The 18,667-nt window shown below is 40.9% G+C and carries 19 protein-coding genes; 18 read left to right on the forward strand and 1 reads right to left on the reverse strand.

Features of this window, described 5'->3' with window-relative positions:
* The first annotated feature begins 16 nt into the window (after positions 1-16).
* The 18 genes from SFRI_RS04855 to dinB all read left to right on the forward strand — a co-directional run bounded on the left by SFRI_RS04855 (position 17) and on the right by dinB (position 16,946).
* A complete protein-coding gene (locus tag SFRI_RS04855) occupies positions 17-676 on the forward strand; it encodes an alpha-ketoglutarate-dependent dioxygenase AlkB family protein (RefSeq protein ID WP_011636418.1) in 660 nt (219 codons plus the stop codon).
* Positions 677-948: 272 nt separating this feature from the next.
* Positions 949-1,248 (forward strand): BolA family protein, encoded by a 300-nt coding sequence (locus SFRI_RS04860; RefSeq protein ID WP_011636419.1) that lies wholly within the window; start codon positions 949-951, stop codon positions 1,246-1,248.
* A gap of 164 nt (positions 1,249-1,412) precedes the next feature.
* A complete protein-coding gene (locus tag SFRI_RS04865) occupies positions 1,413-2,537 on the forward strand; it encodes a TRAP transporter substrate-binding protein (protein WP_011636420.1) in 1,125 nt (374 codons plus the stop codon).
* 87 nt (positions 2,538-2,624) lie between these two features.
* Complete coding sequence (luxS, locus tag SFRI_RS04870) at positions 2,625-3,134, forward strand: S-ribosylhomocysteine lyase (RefSeq protein WP_011636421.1); 510 nt, start codon at positions 2,625-2,627, stop codon at positions 3,132-3,134.
* Between the two features lie 202 nt (positions 3,135-3,336).
* Entirely contained in the window at positions 3,337-5,412 is a 2,076-nt protein-coding gene (locus SFRI_RS04875) for a TonB-dependent receptor (protein ID WP_011636422.1), read from the forward strand.
* A 457-nt stretch (positions 5,413-5,869) separates the two neighbouring features.
* Entirely contained in the window at positions 5,870-7,204 is a 1,335-nt protein-coding gene (locus SFRI_RS04880; protein WP_011636423.1) for a Na(+)-translocating NADH-quinone reductase subunit A, read from the forward strand.
* The gene (locus SFRI_RS04885) at positions 7,204-8,403 is read left to right on the forward strand and encodes an NADH:ubiquinone reductase (Na(+)-transporting) subunit B (RefSeq protein ID WP_011636424.1); all 1,200 of its coding nucleotides are present in this window, start codon (positions 7,204-7,206) and stop codon (positions 8,401-8,403) included. Before SFRI_RS04880 ends, SFRI_RS04885 begins: the two co-directional genes overlap by 1 nt.
* Positions 8,396-9,181: a Na(+)-translocating NADH-quinone reductase subunit C gene (locus tag SFRI_RS04890; RefSeq protein ID WP_011636425.1), complete on the forward strand. Its 786-nt coding sequence runs from the start codon at positions 8,396-8,398 to the stop codon at positions 9,179-9,181. Before SFRI_RS04885 ends, SFRI_RS04890 begins: the two co-directional genes overlap by 8 nt.
* Positions 9,181-9,813 (forward strand): NADH:ubiquinone reductase (Na(+)-transporting) subunit D, encoded by a 633-nt coding sequence (locus SFRI_RS04895; protein ID WP_011636426.1) that lies wholly within the window; start codon positions 9,181-9,183, stop codon positions 9,811-9,813. Before SFRI_RS04890 ends, SFRI_RS04895 begins: the two co-directional genes overlap by 1 nt.
* A 5-nt stretch (positions 9,814-9,818) precedes the next feature.
* Positions 9,819-10,427: an NADH:ubiquinone reductase (Na(+)-transporting) subunit E gene (gene nqrE, locus SFRI_RS04900; RefSeq protein ID WP_011636427.1), complete on the forward strand. Its 609-nt coding sequence runs from the start codon at positions 9,819-9,821 to the stop codon at positions 10,425-10,427.
* Positions 10,428-10,473: 46 nt separating this feature from the next.
* A complete protein-coding gene (gene nqrF, locus SFRI_RS04905; protein WP_011636428.1) occupies positions 10,474-11,721 on the forward strand; it encodes an NADH:ubiquinone reductase (Na(+)-transporting) subunit F in 1,248 nt (415 codons plus the stop codon).
* 121 nt (positions 11,722-11,842) lie between these two features.
* Positions 11,843-12,856 carry an FAD:protein FMN transferase gene (locus SFRI_RS04910; RefSeq protein ID WP_011636429.1) on the forward strand — a complete coding sequence of 338 codons (1,014 nt, stop codon included), beginning with the start codon at positions 11,843-11,845 and terminating at the stop codon, positions 12,854-12,856.
* A gap of 85 nt (positions 12,857-12,941) precedes the next feature.
* The gene (gene nqrM, locus SFRI_RS04915; protein ID WP_011636430.1) at positions 12,942-13,166 is read left to right on the forward strand and encodes a (Na+)-NQR maturation NqrM; all 225 of its coding nucleotides are present in this window, start codon (positions 12,942-12,944) and stop codon (positions 13,164-13,166) included.
* Between the two features lie 233 nt (positions 13,167-13,399).
* Positions 13,400-13,870, forward strand: coding sequence for a bacterioferritin (gene bfr / locus SFRI_RS04920; protein WP_011636431.1), 471 nt, complete (start codon positions 13,400-13,402; stop codon positions 13,868-13,870).
* A gap of 12 nt (positions 13,871-13,882) precedes the next feature.
* Positions 13,883-14,350, forward strand: coding sequence for a bacterioferritin (gene bfr, locus SFRI_RS04925; RefSeq protein WP_011636432.1), 468 nt, complete (start codon positions 13,883-13,885; stop codon positions 14,348-14,350).
* A 324-nt stretch (positions 14,351-14,674) separates the two neighbouring features.
* Positions 14,675-15,148 carry a hypothetical protein gene (locus SFRI_RS04930; protein ID WP_011636433.1) on the forward strand — a complete coding sequence of 158 codons (474 nt, stop codon included), beginning with the start codon at positions 14,675-14,677 and terminating at the stop codon, positions 15,146-15,148.
* Position 15,149: 1 nt separating this feature from the next.
* Positions 15,150-15,668 (forward strand): ankyrin repeat domain-containing protein, encoded by a 519-nt coding sequence (locus SFRI_RS04935; RefSeq protein WP_011636434.1) that lies wholly within the window; start codon positions 15,150-15,152, stop codon positions 15,666-15,668.
* Between the two features lie 198 nt (positions 15,669-15,866).
* A complete protein-coding gene (dinB, locus tag SFRI_RS04940) occupies positions 15,867-16,946 on the forward strand; it encodes a DNA polymerase IV (protein ID WP_011636435.1) in 1,080 nt (359 codons plus the stop codon).
* A gap of 109 nt (positions 16,947-17,055) precedes the next feature.
* On the opposite strand, the gene SFRI_RS04945 is transcribed toward dinB, so the two are convergent.
* Positions 17,056-18,519, reverse strand: coding sequence for an aminoacyl-histidine dipeptidase (locus SFRI_RS04945; protein WP_011636436.1), 1,464 nt, complete (start codon positions 18,517-18,519; stop codon positions 17,056-17,058).
* Positions 18,520-18,667 lie beyond the last annotated feature (148 nt).

Genomic DNA, 18,667 nt, shown 5'->3' on the forward strand with positions numbered 1-18,667 from the left:
ATAAGAGGGTGATTGAGTGGCAGGATTTCAACATGGATTAGATTTTGGTGAGCTACAAAATGGCTTAACTCAAGATACCGTCGTTGTGCCAACGGCGACTAACCAAATCAGTCCGCCGGTTACTTGGATTAAAGGTTTTTTGTCACCCAAGCAGCAACAGTTGTTAATGATGGAAGTAGAGCAATACCCATTAGATCGCGTGGAGATTGAAGTCTATGGCAAGCAGCATTTTATTCCTCGCACCCAAGCTTGGTTTGGCGACCAGGGTTGTGATTATCACTATTCAAAATTACACATCACCGCGCTGGCTTGGCCAAAAGTGTTAAGCCGATTACGGGCAAAACTGCTTAGTGAGCATCAAATAGACAGTAACTCAGTGTTAGTTAATCGCTATGCCGATGGCCGTGACTGTATGGGCTGGCACAGTGATGATGAACCTGAAATTATCACCGGTTCGGCAATTGCTTCTGTCACGTTAGGCGCCTGTAGAGATTTTGTTGTGCGCCATAAACCGACGCAAACCAAAGTTACTTTCCCTTTGGCATCAGGCGACTTACTCATTATGCATCCTGGTATGCAGCAACACTGGCAACATGCTTTACCTAAGCGCCTTAAAGTGACTGAACCGCGTATTAACTTCACTTTTCGGCACATTATTGCTAATTACTACCGTTAATTAATGGTGAACTTTTATTGTACAAAATATTCAGGCTTAACAGCAACAAACTGACGAACACATAGGCTGATTATTCGAGTGTGGCCAGCACGTGAGGAGCGACAACATCTGGACCTAGGGGGATCTTAAATAGGTCAATGATGTTAATATGCTTAGATATCAACTTGAGAAAATGTGTGCACAAACTTTAAGTTTTAGCCCGCTTGTTTGACCTTTATTGGGCAAACCAGTACCCTTTGATTTCATCGATATGGATTAATAAGAGTATCACTATGTCTGTCGAACAAATCATTACCGATAAATTGAATCACGCCTTTGCGCCTTTGCATCTTGAAGTGATTAATGAGAGTAATCGTCATCATGTGCCGCCTAACTCAGAAACCCATTTTAAAGTGGTTGTAGTTAGTGATCAATTTAGCGAGCAGCGCTTACTTGCCCGTCACCGTTTGGTAAACCAAGCACTAGCAGATGAATTAGCCAATGGTGTACATGCGCTATCCATAAATGCTTATAGCCAACCAGAATGGCAAGCTTTGGATGAAGTACCTCGGACCCCTAATTGTAAGGGGTAATGGTAATCGTTAATTGTTATTAACGTGCTGACTGAATTATACAAAAAGCCTCGCAGAACATGCGAGGCTTTTTATTTTGTATTCGTAGTGAGGTGATGTTTGTCACTAGTTATGATTATGTTACAGTTATGAAAAGAAGCGTGCGATTGACATAGGATATTTACATGAGCAAGGTGATACAAACCTGCTGGATACTAGGCTTAACGTTATTGTTAGGCTGTCAACAAGAAACGCCTTCAAAGCTAAGTTCTGTTCCGCAAAAAGATTTTATTTCTCACCAAGTTATTGAATGGCGTTTAGCCACGTCATGGCCAAAAAACTTGCCCGGTTTGGGTATGGCTCCGGAACGATTTGCCCAATTAGTCGAGCAAATGTCTAACGGTCGTTTAGTGATTACTGTTTATGGCGCTGGCGAATTAATGCCTGCATTGTCGGTGTTTGACGGCGTAAGTAATGGCACGATAGAAATGGCCCATAGCGCATCATATTATTGGAAAGGTAAAGCGCCTGCCGCCCAGTTTTTCTCATCAATACCATTTGGTTTAAATGCACAACAGATGAATGCATGGCTTCACTACGGCGGTGGCATGGAATTATGGGAGGAAGTTTATCAACCTTTTGGTGTATTACCGCTTGCAGGGGGAAATACCGGCATGCAAATGGGTGGCTGGTTTAATAAAATCATAGCATCCCCAGAAGACTTTAAAGGGCTCAAAATGCGCTTGCCGGGCTTAGGCGGTGAGGTGCTCAAGAAGCTCGGTGGCGTTCCCGTTGATGCACTTGCTGGCAGAGAATTATACGGCGCACTGCAAACTGGCGCAATTGACGCTGCTGAATGGGTTGGGCCTTATAATGATTTATCGCTAGGGCTGCATCAGGTGGCTAAATACTACTATTATCCTGGCTGGCATGAACCGGGTTCAACGATGGAGTTTTTGATTAACCAACAGGCCTTTTCGACTCTTCCCAATGATTTGAAAATGATTGTTAAAGTCGCTGCAAGAGCCATCAATCAGGATATGTTAGATGATTATACTCAAGGTCATATTGCCGCGATGGATGTATTGCTTAACGAGCATAATGTGCAAGTTAAACTTTTTCCCAACACAGTGATCCGCGCATTAAAATATGCAAGAGATGATGTGCTTAACAGCGAAGCGGCTAAAGACCCGTTATTCAATAAAGTACTTGAGTCTTACATGGCTAACGAGAAGTCTGTAAAGCGCTATTTTAGTTACACAGAAGATGCCTTGAGTCGCTTTGAGTTAGACGACAAAAATCAACCGTAAACTCTCACTGTGACCATGCTTAAATAGTGATATTATCGTGTTATTAGGCTTTATATTGTCAAATTATTATTTACTTTGGAGAAAGCAATGCCTTTATTAGACAGTTTTACCGTAGATCATACACGTATGAATGCTCCAGCGGTTCGCGTTGCCAAGCACATGAGCACACCTAGTGGCGATGCCATTACTGTATTCGATTTACGTTTTTGTGCACCCAATAAAGATATCCTCAGCGAACGTGGCATCCATACACTTGAACATTTGTTTGCAGGTTTTATGCGTGAACATTTAAACGGTGATGGTATAGAGATTATTGATATTTCGCCGATGGGATGCCGAACCGGTTTTTACATGAGTTTGATTGGTCAACCGACAGAAAGTAAAGTTGCAGATTCATGGTTAGCGGCAATGGTTGACGTAACCAATGTAATTGATCAAAAAGATATTCCTGAGTTAAATGAATATCAATGTGGTACTTATGAAATGCATTCATTAGAACAAGCGCAAGATATTGCTCGGATGATCATTGCTGCAGGCGTGAGCGTCAACCAAAATGATGACTTGAAACTGAGTGACGAAATTTTAGGTAACCTTTAATCGAATCGATTAATTGATATCTCAATGAAAAAGCGGCTTTAGCCGCTTTTTTTTGCGAAGCAAATATTAATATGTCGAGTAAACGTTAACGGTACGCTATTTTTATGTAACTGAAACCGTTATTGTAATGGACGAATTTTACTAACTGATTCGTCATTTTAAGCGATTTTTTGCGTGAACAGACACATATACGGAGATTAATATGTCTAACCACCCATTTAGCCTGTCAGTGATAGCAGCCGCAGTGCTTTATGTTTGCCATTCTACCAATGCCGTTGCAGAAACGGTGACCGAGTCTATTGATAACCTTAATAATCAACTCGATTTGCAACAGTCATCGATAAGCCAATTTCATTATCGCCAAAGTGATATAGCATTAGGATTGACCGGCGCGACAGTGTTACCTACCGGACCAAATCAAGATATTACTATCACACATGCTGGCGCCACTGACGGTGTAGCCATTTTACAGGATGGTATTTTCTTTTCTCCTGCGCCTTATTCTGGACAACATTTAGTGTTGCAACCCAATTTAATGCACCAGCAAAAAGTGTCTTTTTCGAGCATGACCAGTGTGACTGAAAGTTCACAAGCGGCTTTTGGTAAGCTTGACTATCAGTCGGTACAAATTAGTCCGCAAAAATATGCAACCGATGTCAATGTTGAAGGCAGTGACAATAATGCCATCAATGGTGGGGCTGTGCTGAGTGGTACTTCGAAGCAAAATGGCATGTTACTGGCAGTAGATTATCAATCTGCATCTGACGATGTGGGTTATCGCGTCGCCCGAGATGCAGATAGTACACAGAAAGATATTTTGTTCAAAATTGCTGCCGATAGTTTACCCGGAGCACGTAACCAACAAACGACAGAATTTAGTTATCAGTACTCATCACAAGAAGCTGATCGCGGAGCGTTGGGGTTAACCAGTGTTGATTTTTCAGTAAATCCGACTCAATTATATTCAGCAGCTAGCACCGACAATACTGAAGGCGAACGTCAACGTTACGTGTTAGCACATCAGCTAATCATGTCATCTACTTCAACGATGGCTACCGACTTTTATTATCAAACCTATTCACAACAATCTCAAGAGATGCAGTTTGTTGATGGTGAGCAAGTTAATAATGCGTTGCTGTCTCGTATTGCTATGTTTGAAACAACACCCACCACCGATGGGATGAACTTAGGAGCGTTAACACAAAATAACGATTTCTCTGGGTTTGGTATGCAAACAAAAGGTGTCAGCATGTATGGTCAGCATCAGGTGACTTATAGTGCGCGCTACCATACAGATAAAGCTGAAATGCGTTTAGGTCAACGTGAGTGGTCGTGGAACAATGATTTATCATTGACGCCGACAACTGATGATGAATATGCACTGACGTATACTGACGATGCCTCGGCATTTTCATCAGCGGTAGATACTAAATTAAATTATGGTCAGTGGTCTATCAACCTCGGTTTAGGTTATGAGCATGTCAGTGTTTCTCGTGAGCTTGGTGATGTAAATACGAGCCTTAATGCTGCAGACTTTTCTGATGATGGCTGGTCGCCTTCTATTGAAGTGGCTTACCAGAGTGGGCCGTGGTTAGCCGCGTTACAAGCTAAACAAGCTTGGACAGCCGCTTCAGCCGGTAATATTGAACAAACAGCGCAAGAAGCGTTGCAATATCAATTAGCATTAAGCTACCAACAAGATGCTTTATCGATTGCCATGACGGCTTATATGCATGATTACGATAGCCAACATGTGAGCTGTATGCAGGGCATGATATGTGATTATGAACAAATATCATTACAAGAGAATATTAAGGATGTTTCTGTTGTCGGCGCAGATTTGAGCATAGCGTATGGACTAACATTTGATCACTTTTCAATTCCCTTCAAAGCCAAATACCAATATACCCAAGCTGAAACAGACAATGCTAATTGCAATGAATTGATGGCATGTTTTGCCGCTGATAGCCAATTACCTTGGGTACCAGAACAACAATTGACGTTAAGTTCTGGGGTTGTTTACGGCAATATGTCCATTATGGCGCAAGTTTTGTATCAATCGGAGTTAGGTTATCAAGGTGGGTTTACCAATGAGCGCGCTATCGATAGTCAATGGAAGGTTGATATCGCCGCTACTTACCGTTTGACCGAGCAGCACGAGTTGTATGTTCGTGTTGAGAATTTGTTAGACGAAGAGTTAGTGGCAAATCGCACTGCAATGGGATTCCAAGGACAGTCTGAAATGACCACATACTTTGGTTATCAAGGCCATTTCTAGGTGGTCTTTTCTAGGCATAAGCAATGTTGAATAATATTTAAACGCTGCTTGCTGTGCCTTTTATTTCCAAATACCAATACTGCTCAAGTGATGACTCACTTGGGCAGTGTTATTTGAGGCGTAACTGTTCTTATAAACAAACAACTAAAATTATTTCTTTAAAAATTAATGCTATAGTTTTTTAAATCAGAATGGAGTAGATAACATTCACTCTTAGGTTCTAATTTAATTAGTCTGATCTAAAGGCCACCGATTGTGTTAGGTATTGGTTTGAAAACACCTATAATTTTCGTGGCGATAGTCTCATATTTGCGGTAAAATGCGCGCGACCAGCGTGATTATGATCGCATTTTCGAGTTAAATCTGCGCTAGCTCAAATGGCAAGTGTTTGTTAACACTTTGTTTTTGTAGCGGAACGTGGCGCATTGTCTTTCCTTCAAACGTAGTGCTTGTGGATATGATTACAATTAAGAAAGGATTGGAACTGCCTATAGCAGGCGGACCAGAGCAAGTTATCCATAATGGCCCAGCCATTAGACACGTAGCGACTTTGGGTGAAGAGTATATTGGCTTACGTCCAACGATGAAAATCAAAGTGGGCGACAAAGTACAAAAAGGCCAAGTTCTTTTTGAAGATAAAAAGAATTTAGGCGTTAAATATACGGCTTTAGCCAGTGGTACTATTTTAGAAATCAACCGAGGTGCAAGACGTGTACTTCAGTCAGTTGTTATTGCTGTGGAAGGTGACGATAGCGTTGCTTTTGCTCAATACGATGCTGATAAGTTAGACACGTTAGACGCACAAGTTGTTCGTGATAATCTGATTGATTCAGGTTTGTGGACTGCTTTGCGTACACGCCCATTCAGTAAAGTGCCAGCTGTAGATGCTACTGCTGCGGGTATTTTCGTTACTGCAATTGATACTCAACCTCTTGCTGCCGATCCTGTGGTAGTCATCGCTCAACATAAAGAAGATTTTGCTAATGGCCTTAAAGTCCTAGCACGATTGACTGAAGGTAAAGTTTACCTATGTAAAGCTCAAGGTGCTGATATCCCTGCAGCTAATGCCCAAGTTCAAGAGTTTGCGGGTAAACACCCAGCAGGTCTTGCGGGTACGCATATTCATCACGTTCTTCCAGCTTCGGCAACACGTACTGTTTGGCATATTGGCTATCAGGATGTGATTGCTTTTGGTCAACTGTTCACCCAAGGTGTATTAAACACTGAGCGTGTGGTTGCGATTGGCGGTCCTAAAGCGAAAAAACCTCGCCTTGTTCGTACCGTTTTAGGTGCTAGCATGGCTGAACTGACTGCTGATGAAACGGTCGGTGATGGTGTTCGTGTGATCTCAGGTTCAGTGTTAAGCGGCCGTACTGCGGTAGGCCCTCAAGCTTATTTGGGGCGTTATCATCAGCAGGTGAGTGTACTAGAAGAAGGTGACGAGAAAGAATTGTTTGGTTGGGCTATGCCTGGCGTAGATAAGTTCTCTATCACTCGTTCGTTCTTAGGTCACTTAAGCCCGTCACGCTTATTTAATATGACCACTAGCACCGGCGGTTCCGACCGTGCAATGGTACCTATTGGTAACTATGAACGCGTGATGCCTTTAGACATTCTACCTACTATGCTACTTCGTGATTTACTCTCTGGCGACTTTGATGGCGCAGTTCGTTTAGGCGCACTAGAGTTAGATGAAGAAGATTTGGCATTGTGTACGTTCGTATGTCCAGGTAAGTATGACTACGGTTCATATTTGCGTGACTGTTTAGATACGATCGAGAGGGAAGGCTAATGAGCTTGAAAGATTTTATCGAACGTATTGAGCCGCAATTTGAAAAAGGCGGTAAGTACGAAAAGTGGTATGCCCTTTACGAAGCGGCTGCGACAGTATTTTACACTCCAGGTAAAGTGAACAAAGGGGCAACCCACGTTCGCGATAACCTTGACCTAAAACGTATGATGATTACGGTTTGGGCATGTACATTTCCGGCAATGTTTGTCGGGATGTACAACGTAGGTTTACAAGCTCAAATAGCGATGGTGGCCGGCTTCGGTACACCTGATATTTGGCAAGTAGGCTTATTTGAATTATTTGGCGCTCAACTCACCGCAGACTCTGGCATTACGTCCTTGATGTTCTATGGTGCGTGCTTCTTCCTACCTATCTATGCAGTGACATTCATTGTCGGTGGTTTTTGGGAAGTGCTCTTTGCGTCAGTGCGTGGCCATGAAATTAACGAAGGTTTCTTCGTTACTTCAGTGCTATTTGCATTAACTCTACCGCCAACAATTCCTTTATGGATGGTCGCTTTAGGTATTACCTTTGGTGTGGTTGTAGCAAAAGAAATCTTCGGTGGCACAGGGCGTAACTTCTTAAACCCTGCATTAGCTGGCCGTGCTTTCTTGTTCTTTGCTTACCCATTAAGCATGTCTGGTGATACCTCATGGGTTGTTGCGGACGGCTTCTCTGGTGCAACAGCATTGAGTCAAGCTGCGCAAGGTACTTTTGATTACACTTCAAACGCTAACTGGATTGATGCTTTCATGGGCTTTATTCCGGGTTCTGTTGGTGAAGTATCGACCTTTGCTATTTTGCTCGGTGGTTTAGTCATTATCTACACCCGTATTGCCTCGTGGCGTATTGTGGGTGGTGTAATGTTAGGTATGGTGGCAATTTCTACTCTACTTAATCTTATTGGTAGCGACAGCAACCCGATGTTTGCAATGCCGTGGCATTGGCACTTAGTGTTAGGTGGTTTTGCATTTGGTATGATGTTTATGGCGACAGATCCTGTTTCTGCGTCGTTCACAAATAGTGCTAAATGGGCATACGGTTTCCTCATTGGTGCAATGGTGGTGTTTATCCGTGTGGTTAACCCTGCATTCCCAGAAGGTATGATGTTAGCTATCTTGTTTGCTAACTTATTTGCTCCATTATTTGACCACTTTGTAGTACAGGCAAATATTAAGCGGAGGATTGCTCGTGGCTAGTAATAAAGATTCGTTCGGTAGAACGCTATTTGTTGTTGTCGGCTTATGTCTTATTTGCTCCGTGCTTGTTTCAACCGCTGCCGTGGTGTTAAAACCTATTCAGCAAGAAAATAAGTTGTTGGATAAGCAAAAGTATATTCTTGAAGCAGCGAGCCTTATCAACCCTAAAGAAGGCAAAATCACCAAGAAAGATATTCTAAGCAAGTATGAGCAATATGTAGACGCTCGCTTAGTTGACCTTAAAACCGGTGAATTTGTTGAGGGTGATGCTAACCTTTATGATCAACGTAAAGCATCTCGTGATACAGAAACGTCATCTATCCCTGAAAATGATGTTGCCTCAATTAAACGTGTTGCAGATAAAGCCGTTGTCTACCTTGTTCGTAATGACGAAGGTAAACTGACTAGCGTGATTTTGCCTGTTCACGGTTATGGTTTGTGGTCAACGATGTACGCATTTTTGGCTCTAGAAGCTGATCTAAACACTGTGCAAGGACTTGTTTACTACGACCAAGGTGAAACTCCTGGTTTAGGTGGCGAAGTTGAAAATCCAAAATGGAAAGCATTGTGGAAAGGTAAGCAGTTATTTGATGCACAAGGCGACTTGGCTATTAGTGTAACTAAAAACCCTACAGTGGCTAGCTCTGTTCATGGTGTTGATGCACTTTCAGGTGCAACATTGACCAGTAACGGTGTACAACACTCATTGGAGTTTTGGTTAGGTAAAGAAGGCTTTGCAAGCTTTATCGCTAAAGCACGCAACGGAGGGTTAAGCTAATGGCTGACGCTAAAGAACTTAAACAGGTTCTGACCGGACCGATTATCAATAACAACCCAATTGCATTGCAAATTTTGGGTGTGTGTAGTGCACTTGCTGTTACCAGTAAATTAGAAACAGCATTAGTAATGACGATTGCATTAACAGCGGTAACAGCGTTTTCTAACCTGTTTATCTCTCTTATTCGTAATCACATTCCAAGCAGTGTGCGTATTATTGTACAGATGACCATTATTGCGTCTTTAGTAATTGTGGTTGACCAAGTATTACAAGCTTATGCCTATGCCATTTCTAAGCAGTTATCGGTATTCGTAGGTTTGATTATTACTAACTGTATTGTAATGGGTCGTGCTGAAGCTTACGCAATGAAAACCCCTCCAATGATGAGCTTTATGGACGGTATCGGTAACGGTTTAGGTTACGGTGCTATTCTATTGTCTGTTGGCGTGGTGCGTGAACTATTTGGTAATGGTTCATTATTCGGCGTAGAAATCCTCAGCAAAATCTCTGACGGTGGTTGGTATCAGCCTAACGGTTTATTACTACTGCCACCGAGTGCATTCTTCTTGATCGGTGGTTTGATCTGGTTGATCCGTACTTACAAGCCAGAGCAAGTTGAAGCAAAAGGGTAGACGCAATGGAACATTATATTAGTTTATTAATTCGTTCAGTTTTCATTGAAAACATGGCACTCGCGTTCTTCTTAGGTATGTGTACTTTCTTAGCGGTTTCGAAGAAAGTCACTACTGCGATGGGCCTTGGTGTTGCAGTTATCGTGGTACTGGCTATTTCGGTTCCTGCTAACCAAATTATTTATCAAGGTTTATTGGCTCCAGGCGCATTAGCTTGGGCTGGTTTCCCTGATGCTGATTTGAGCTTCTTGAAGTTCATCACCTTTATCGGTGTGATTGCAGCACTTGTACAAATTTTGGAAATGGCTTTAGACAAGTATTTTCCGCCTTTGTACAACGCGTTAGGTATTTTCTTACCTTTGATTACCGTGAACTGTGCAATTTTCGGTGCAGTATCTTTCATGGTTGAGCGTGATTACAACTTAGGCGAGAGCGTAGTATTTGGTATTGGCTCTGGCATTGGTTGGGCGTTAGCAATTGTATTGCTAGCCGGTATCCGCGAAAAGATGAAATATTCTGACGTGCCAAATGGCTTACGTGGCTTAGGTATTACCTTCGTTTCAGCAGGTCTTATGGCTCTAGGTTTCATGTCATTCTCAGGTGTTTCTCTTTAAGAGACATTGAGAAGACGCATTAATTTGAACCTTTAAGGATAAGTGAATGGGTATTCTTGAATCTACTCCGATAGATGTCTATCTAGGTGTGAGTATGTTTACTGTGATTGTCTTGGTTTTGGTATTAGTGATTTTATTCGCTAAATCAAAATTGGTGGCAAGCGGTGATATCATTATTGGTATTAACGGCGACGCAGATAAAGCAATTAAAACAGGTGCTGGCGGCAAGTTACTTGGCGTTTTAGCAGACAACGGCATCTTCGTATCAAGTGCGTGTGGTGGCGGTGGCTCATGTGGTCAGTGTCGTGTACAGATTAAGTCTGGTGGTGGTGATATTCTACCTACTGAACTTGACCACATTAGCAAAGGTGAAGCACGTCAGGGGTGTCGTTTATCTTGTCAGGTAAATGTGAAAACTGACATGGAAATCGAACTTGATGAAGAGATTTTCGGCATCAAGAAATGGGAATGTGAAGTTATCTCTAACGATAACAAAGCGACGTTCATTAAAGAACTTAAGCTACAAATTCCTGATGGCGAATCTGTGCCTTTCCGTGCCGGTGGTTATATTCAGATTGAAGCTCCTGCTCATCATGTTAAATATGCTGAGTTTGAAGTGCCTGATAAATACCGTGGCGACTGGGAACACTTCGGCTTCTTCAAGTTAGAGTCAAAAGTAGACGAAGAAACCATTCGTGCCTACTCAATGGCTAACTACCCAGAAGAGTTCGGGATTATTATGTTGAACGTGCGTATTGCTACGCCACCGCCACGTAATTTAACCCTACCTTGCGGTAAAATGTCTTCGTACATTTGGAGCTTAAAAGCCGGTGATAAAGTGACTATTTCTGGTCCATTTGGTGAGTTTTTTGCTAAAGACACCGATGCAGAAATGGTATTCATTGGTGGTGGTGCTGGTATGGCCCCAATGCGCTCACACATTTTTGACCAATTAAAGCGTCTTAAATCTAAGCGTAAGATGAGCTTCTGGTACGGTGCGCGTTCACAACGTGAAATGTTCTATGTTGAAGATTTTGACGGCTTAGCGGCTGAAAATGAAAACTTCAAATGGCATGTCGCGTTATCGGACCCACAAGCTGAAGATAACTGGACTGGTTATACTGGTTTCATTCATAACGTATTGTATGAAAATTACTTACGTGACCATGATGCGCCAGAAGATTGTGAGTTCTACATGTGTGGACCTCCAATGATGAACGCCGCCGTTATTGGTATGCTAAAAGATTTAGGTGTTGAAGACGAAAATATCTTATTAGATGATTTCGGTGGTTAATGAGTTAACTCATCACATTGACATGTAAGTCATGAAATTGCAGCAGTGCAGACAGGGTGGTTAAACACTAGTCTTGCACGCTGCAATTTTTTTGTTTATTTAATACAAGTGTAAATTTGACATGACTGTAAATTCAATCAAGTTATTGCTATTGCCAGCGTTGTTGTTATTGGTGAGCGCCTGCAGTTCACCAGAGCCTATTATTTCATTATCTGGTAGTACCATGGGTACCACTTATCATATTAAAGTGGTCAACAGTGACCGCTTACCTGAAGCGCAGCTACTACAAGCTGAAATTGACATGGCATTAGAAGTCGTAAACGATCAAATGTCGACTTACCGTTCAGACTCGGAACTGTCTAAGTTCAATCAATTACAAGTTCAACAAAGCGTTAAAGTATCCGCTGATACCATTAAGGTTATCGAAGAAGGTATGCGTCTTTATCAGGAGACTGATGGGGCATTAGATATCACATTAGGACCAGTGGTTAATTTGTGGGGCTTTGGTCCCGATAAACGACCGACAACCATCCCGACTCAAGCTCAAATCGATAACGCTAAAGCTAAGATGGGCATCAAAGAATTGTCGATAAAAGGCTTAACATTAACTAAGCATAATGCAGACCTGTATGTTGACTTATCTTCTATAGCAAAAGGTTTTGGCGTTGATAAGATTGCCGCGATATTAGACAAATATCATGTATCTGGATACTTAGTTGAAATAGGTGGTGAGCTTAATGTTAAAGGTACTAAGGATGACAATACCCCATGGCGAGTGGCTGTAGAGCAACCTACTACAGAAGGCCAAGCCGTTCAGCAAGTGATTGAGCCTGGGACAATGTCATTAGCAACATCAGGTGATTACCGTAACTTTTATCAAGAGAATGGCGAACGTTTTTCACATTTAATTGATCCTCGTAACGGTTATCCTATTAAGCATCAACTTGCCTCTGCAACCGTGTTACACTCTAGTTGTATGACCGCAGATGGATATGCCACCGCGATGATGGTGTTAGGAACTGAGGCTTCATTGGCACTTGCTAAAGAGAAAAATTTAGCAATAATGTTAATTGAGAAGCAAGAACAGGGTTATCAGGTCTATTACAGCGATGCGTTTAAATCGTATGTTAAGTAGCTTCTTTATTTTTTAACTAGTTGATGAAACGACTGATTAATTCAACTAGTCGTACCCTAATCTGAATGAGTAATTGGAGTTTGTAATGAGCACATTTATAGCAGCGTTTGTAGTGTTATTATTGTTCTTTTTGTTAATGTCTATCGGCTATATAGTAAAAAAGAAAGCGGTAGAAGGCAGTTGTGGTGGTTTAGGTGTTTTAGGTATTGAGAAAGCATGTGACTGTGACGATCCATGTGATAAACGCAAACGCCGTATGGAAAAAGAGCAAGCTCGCAATGAGTTGCTCAATCAAAATCGAATTATTTAGCATCGTTAATTGCCTAAAGCGAAGGTTAATAGACCAATGCTTTGTAAAGAGCCTTCATTTAGAAGGCTTTTTTTATGTTCGTGTATTGCTAACGAGTTACAAAGCTTAGTTATAATGATAATAGTTATCAATTGTAAGTGTGTGAAAATAAAGGAAAATTTGCTTTTTCTCCTATAGTGTTTTATCCTATTTGTAATTGATCGAGATCACATTATTTATCGAGGGACATTACTATGAAAGGTCATCCTAAAGTCATCAGCCAACTCAATCGAGTACTCACCTGTGAGCTGACCGCCATTAACCAATATTTTTTACATGCTCGCATGTTTAAGCATTGGGGATTGGAAAAGCTTAATGAGAAAGAGTATAAAAAATCGATTGAAGACATGAAGCATGCTGACAAGCTGATTGAACGTGTATTGTTTCTTGAAGGTTTACCTAACCTACAACAGTTAGATAAATTGCGCATTGGTGAGCATGCTGAAGAAATGCTTAGCTGTGATCTAGCTGCGATTACTGAACAAATTGCCATTTTGCGTGAAGCCATTAAGGTATGTGAAACTCAGCAAGATTATGTTAGCCGCGATTTATTTGAAGATTTACTCGAAGACGAAGAAGAGCATCTAGATTGGATTGAGTCGCAGCAAGAGCTTATCAATCAAACGGGTATTCAAAATTATCTTCAATCACAAATTAACGACTAATAGGAAATTATCATGAAAGGCCATCCAGAAGTCATCGACGCTTTAAATAGTTTATTAACTGGCGAATTGTCAGCCATGGATCAATATTTTGTCCATGCTCATATGTATGAAGATTGGGGATTCAATGAACTGTATACCCGTATTCTGCATGAGTCAGACGACGAGAAGTTGCATGCCGCTAAACTAGTTCAACGCATTTTGTTTTTAGAAGGCACTCCAGATGTTGGCAGCCGTGAAGCGTTGAATATTGGTAAAGATGTGCAAGAAATGCTGAGAAATGACCTTGCATACGAATATCATGTAGCAGATCATTTGCGTAAAGTTATCGCGCTATGTGAAGAAAAAGCGGATTACCAAAGCCGTGAAATTTTAGAAGTATTATTAGATGACACTGAATCTGACCACATGTACTGGTTAGAAAAACAATTAGGTCTTATTGAGCGTGTAGGTTTACAAAACTATTTACAGACCAAAATGTAATGTCTTAATTGATACGTTACATGTTAATAAAGCCCAACTGCGTTTGGGCTTTTTTGTGTCATTTCAACACTCATGTGGAGGCTCTGGAAGACAGGTTAACCGCATTAGTGCTTGCTTTTTGAACTATTCGTTTAACCTGCAAACAAAAAATAGTCCAAGCCATGAAGATTTTATGGGCTATAACAACTCATTAAGTAAACTATTTTTGTGTAAAAAACGTTCGGTGACTTCCCCCTACTCTGGAAGATATACATTAAAAGTGATAATGGTTTTTTCTAATTAAATTGATATATTTAGTTTTTAATAGGACGTATTTTAAACTATATGGAAATGAATAGAGATGTACACCTTAAAAACTTCAAAAGTAGTGAACTCATATTTGATAATGATGAAACTATAATTATTTTAAAATTCATATTTTCGAGTCAACATTCGATTATTGATGAGTTAGATATTACTGATGAAGTTCGTGAGTTTGCTCAAGGCTTGTTAGTTGAGGTTGTCGATGCATCTTATGCGATGGGATTTATCGACTCTTTATTTCGATCAACAATGAATCTTCAAGATGGTGCTAAAAAAGTCATAATAAAATTTGGGCGCAGCGCTGCAAAACATTGGTTTAGTCATGCAACAGCTAAAGACTTAATGCAAATAAAAATCTATGACAGAGTGAGAGAACAACTATCATACAGCTTCGTTCGTGTTTTAGTGTTGTATTTAAATGGAATAGCAAAAACAAACAGTCGACATTTTAGTGTTTTAGCTTTTAACCTAAATAACAAAGTTATATGGAGTTAAAATGAAACTTAAGTTACTAATTGGATGCGCTTTTACTATTATTATTATGTATTCATTAGGTGCTATTTATTCTCTTGAAAATAGCCGTGTTGAAGATGTTGTATTATGCAGTGTCGAAGATAATACGCATTACATACCAAATTCGTTCTGTGAATTTTATTTGTTTAATTTTAGATTAACGAAACAAGACTTAGATGATCTTCAGTCTGTAGGTGGCATAGCATTTTTATTTGGCATTTCTAATCAGAAAAAAAGATATGTTTATTTAGATAAATTTATCGACAATGGTGCCTCCGTTAATACTAAAAGTAAGATTGATGGACTACCGCCTCTTCATGCCGCAATCTTACTCAATGATAAAAAATTAGTTGAATACTTACTGAGCAAAGGCAGTGCCCCTCAACTGCTAGATAGTCAATTACGGTTAAATGCTTATGATTTTGTACTGTTTTTGAAAAGAAAGAATGACTCAATAAATCGAATTGAAGTCATAAGAATGTTGTCTACAATCAATTTATAAATTGAATAATTTGCTAGATGATTTAGCTTTTTTCAGAATAATATTTTATTGCGTTTTAGGATGGCTTGAAGCTAGCTTTTGACATTTAAAAATATCTTGAGTCACATTTATTCATTATATTAATAATAAGCAATGATTGAATACTGTTTTTATATACAGTATCATTGTTTCAATTAAGATAATGATGATGGTTATAGAATGCGTAAAATCATTCACATCGATATGGATTGTTATTTTGCCGCGGTAGAAATGCGCGATTTTCCTGAGTTGAGAGGAAAACCCATTGCTGTTGGCGGCAGAAGTGACCGCCGAGGTGTGATAAGTACCTGCAGCTATGAGGCCCGCAAATTTGGGGTGCGTAGCGCTATGTCCAGTTATCATGCGTTGCAGTTGTGTCCGCAATTGATTTTAGTACCAGGGCGGATGGAAGTGTATAAATCGGTGTCACTGCAAATACGTGAGATTTTTCATCGATACACTGATCTTGTTGAGCCTTTGTCTTTGGACGAAGCGTATCTTGATGTGACTGATTGCGATGCTCACCAAGGCAGTGCGACATTAATTGCCAAGACGATACGAGATGAGATTTTTGAGGTTACCGGATTAACTGCTTCAGCTGGTATAGCACCCATTAAGTTTTTAGCCAAAATTGCATCCGATTTAAATAAGCCGAATGGACAATATGTTATCACTCCAAATCAAATTGCTGATTTTGTAAAAGACCTACCGCTGAGTAAAATTCCTGGAGTTGGTAAAGTCACTTCAAAAAAGTTAGCCGATATTGGCTTAACCACTTGTTATGATGTGCAGCAATACCCTAAAGTGCAATTAATTGAGGCCTTTGGTAAGTTTGGCCATGTGTTGGCTGAGCGTGCTCAAGGGATCGATTCAAGACAAATTAGCCCGCATCGAGTGCGTAAGTCTGTCGGGGTTGAAACGACATTAGCCAAAGACATTTTTACGTTAGAGCAATGTCATCAGGTATTACCGCAACTGATTCAAGAGCTGAGTACTCGGGTTCGTCGCAGTGCAAAAGACCGACAGATCCATAAGCAGGTTGTGAAACTGAAATTTAATGATTTTAAGCAGACCACCATCGAGCATCGCAGTGATGAGATTTCGATTAACCTGTTTCATGAGTTATTGCTGCAAGCATTACAACGAAGCCAAGGGCGAGGGATTCGATTAGTCGGTGTGAGCGTTGGCCTAGCGGATGTGACGTTGGCTTCTTCCGAGAGTAGTGTCGATCAAATTACTCAACTCGATTTACAATTTTAGGCGCCCATTTTATAACGGAAACCATAGAGAGAAAAAAGGCGACATTGCTGTCGCCTTTCTTATATGGCTTATCAGCCAATTATAACCATAGCCACAATCACTTGACTGATTACGCCTCTTTAGCTGGGATACGCTCTAATACAGCAAGCAGTAATTCCCAATATTGACCAACCGTGGTGATGTTGACCATTTCATCTGGGCTGTGCGGATAACGAATCGTCGGACCAATCGATACCATATCCATGTGCGGATAAGGTTCTTTAAATAAACCACATTCAAGACCTGCATGAATAACCATCACGGTAGGATCTTTTTTATAAATATCGTTATAGGTGTCACGCACAATTTCCATAACAGGTGAGCTAGTGTCTGGTTTCCAACCTGGATAAGCACCGCTTAAATCAATGCTACCACCCGATAGATTTGATAGTGCGGTTAGCATACCAGTGACTTCTTCACGTCCCGAATCGATTAATGAACGAATAAGGCATAATATTTCTACGCTTTCATCTTCAGTGCTGATCACGCCGATATTTAATGATGTTTCAGTGACGCCTTCTACTTCATCGCTCATGCGGATAACACCGTTAGGGCTAGCATGTAATAAGTCGATTAAGGTATTTTGCGCTTCTTCGTCCATCACTTTTGTTGGTGCATCAATTGCGGCTAACGTGAGTAACATGGCAGGATCAGCTACGGCTAACTCTTCACGCACTAACGCTTGAAATGACTCAATAGCTTGTTTTAATGCTTCAACATTTTCAGCTGGCAACATCAATTGAACGTTAGCTTCACGCGGAATCGCATTACGCAGCGAACCACCACTAAAGCTGACTAGCTCTAAGGCTAATTCGTCACTGTATTTAAATAAAAATCGCGCTAATAACTTGTTAGCGTTACCACGACCAAGATGAATATTGACACCAGAATGGCCGCCTTTTAAACCCGACATAGTCAGTGAAAAGCTGGCGTTGCTTTGTTCTGGTGCTTGCCAAGACATTGGTACACTTATTTGTGCATCAACACCGCCGGCGCAACCCATGTAGATTTCACCTTCTTGCTCTGAATCAGTATTAATTAAAATTTCAGCATCAAGGTAACCGGCTTCTAAACCAAAAGCGCCAGTCATGCCGGCTTCTTCATCAATGGTGAGCAGTACTTCGAGTGGCCCGTGCTTAATGTCTTTACTGCCTAAAATGGCCAACGCCGAAGACATACCAATACCGTTATCAGAACCTAAGGTTGTTCCTCTAGCTTTAACCCAATCACCGTCAACATAGGCTTCAATCGGATCGGTTTCAAAATTATGTACTTTGTCGGCATTTTTTTGCGGCACCATATCAATGTGCGCTTGTAACACCACTATTTTGCAGTTTTCCATTCCTGCAGTAGCAGGCTTACGGATGATTAAATTACCCACTTTGTCTTCAACAACCGCAAGGCCTTGAGCTTTTGCCCATTGTTGAATATGTTGTGATAACGCATGTTCATGCTTTGATGGATGTGGAATAGCGCAAATTTGTTCAAACCATTGCCATAGAGGCTGAGGATATAATTGAGTTAATGCAGTCACGAAACGCCCTCTAAGATGAAATCAAGTCGATATACGACACAAAATATAACTGCGACTATTTTAACATATTCTGCGCAGTTACTTGATATTGCGATACCGATTTGCCAAGGTTTAGTCCACAAATCTGTAAATAATTATGAACCCACTA

The sequence above is a fragment of the Shewanella frigidimarina NCIMB 400 genome, assembly GCF_000014705.1.
Taxonomy (GTDB): domain Bacteria; phylum Pseudomonadota; class Gammaproteobacteria; order Enterobacterales; family Shewanellaceae; genus Shewanella; species Shewanella frigidimarina.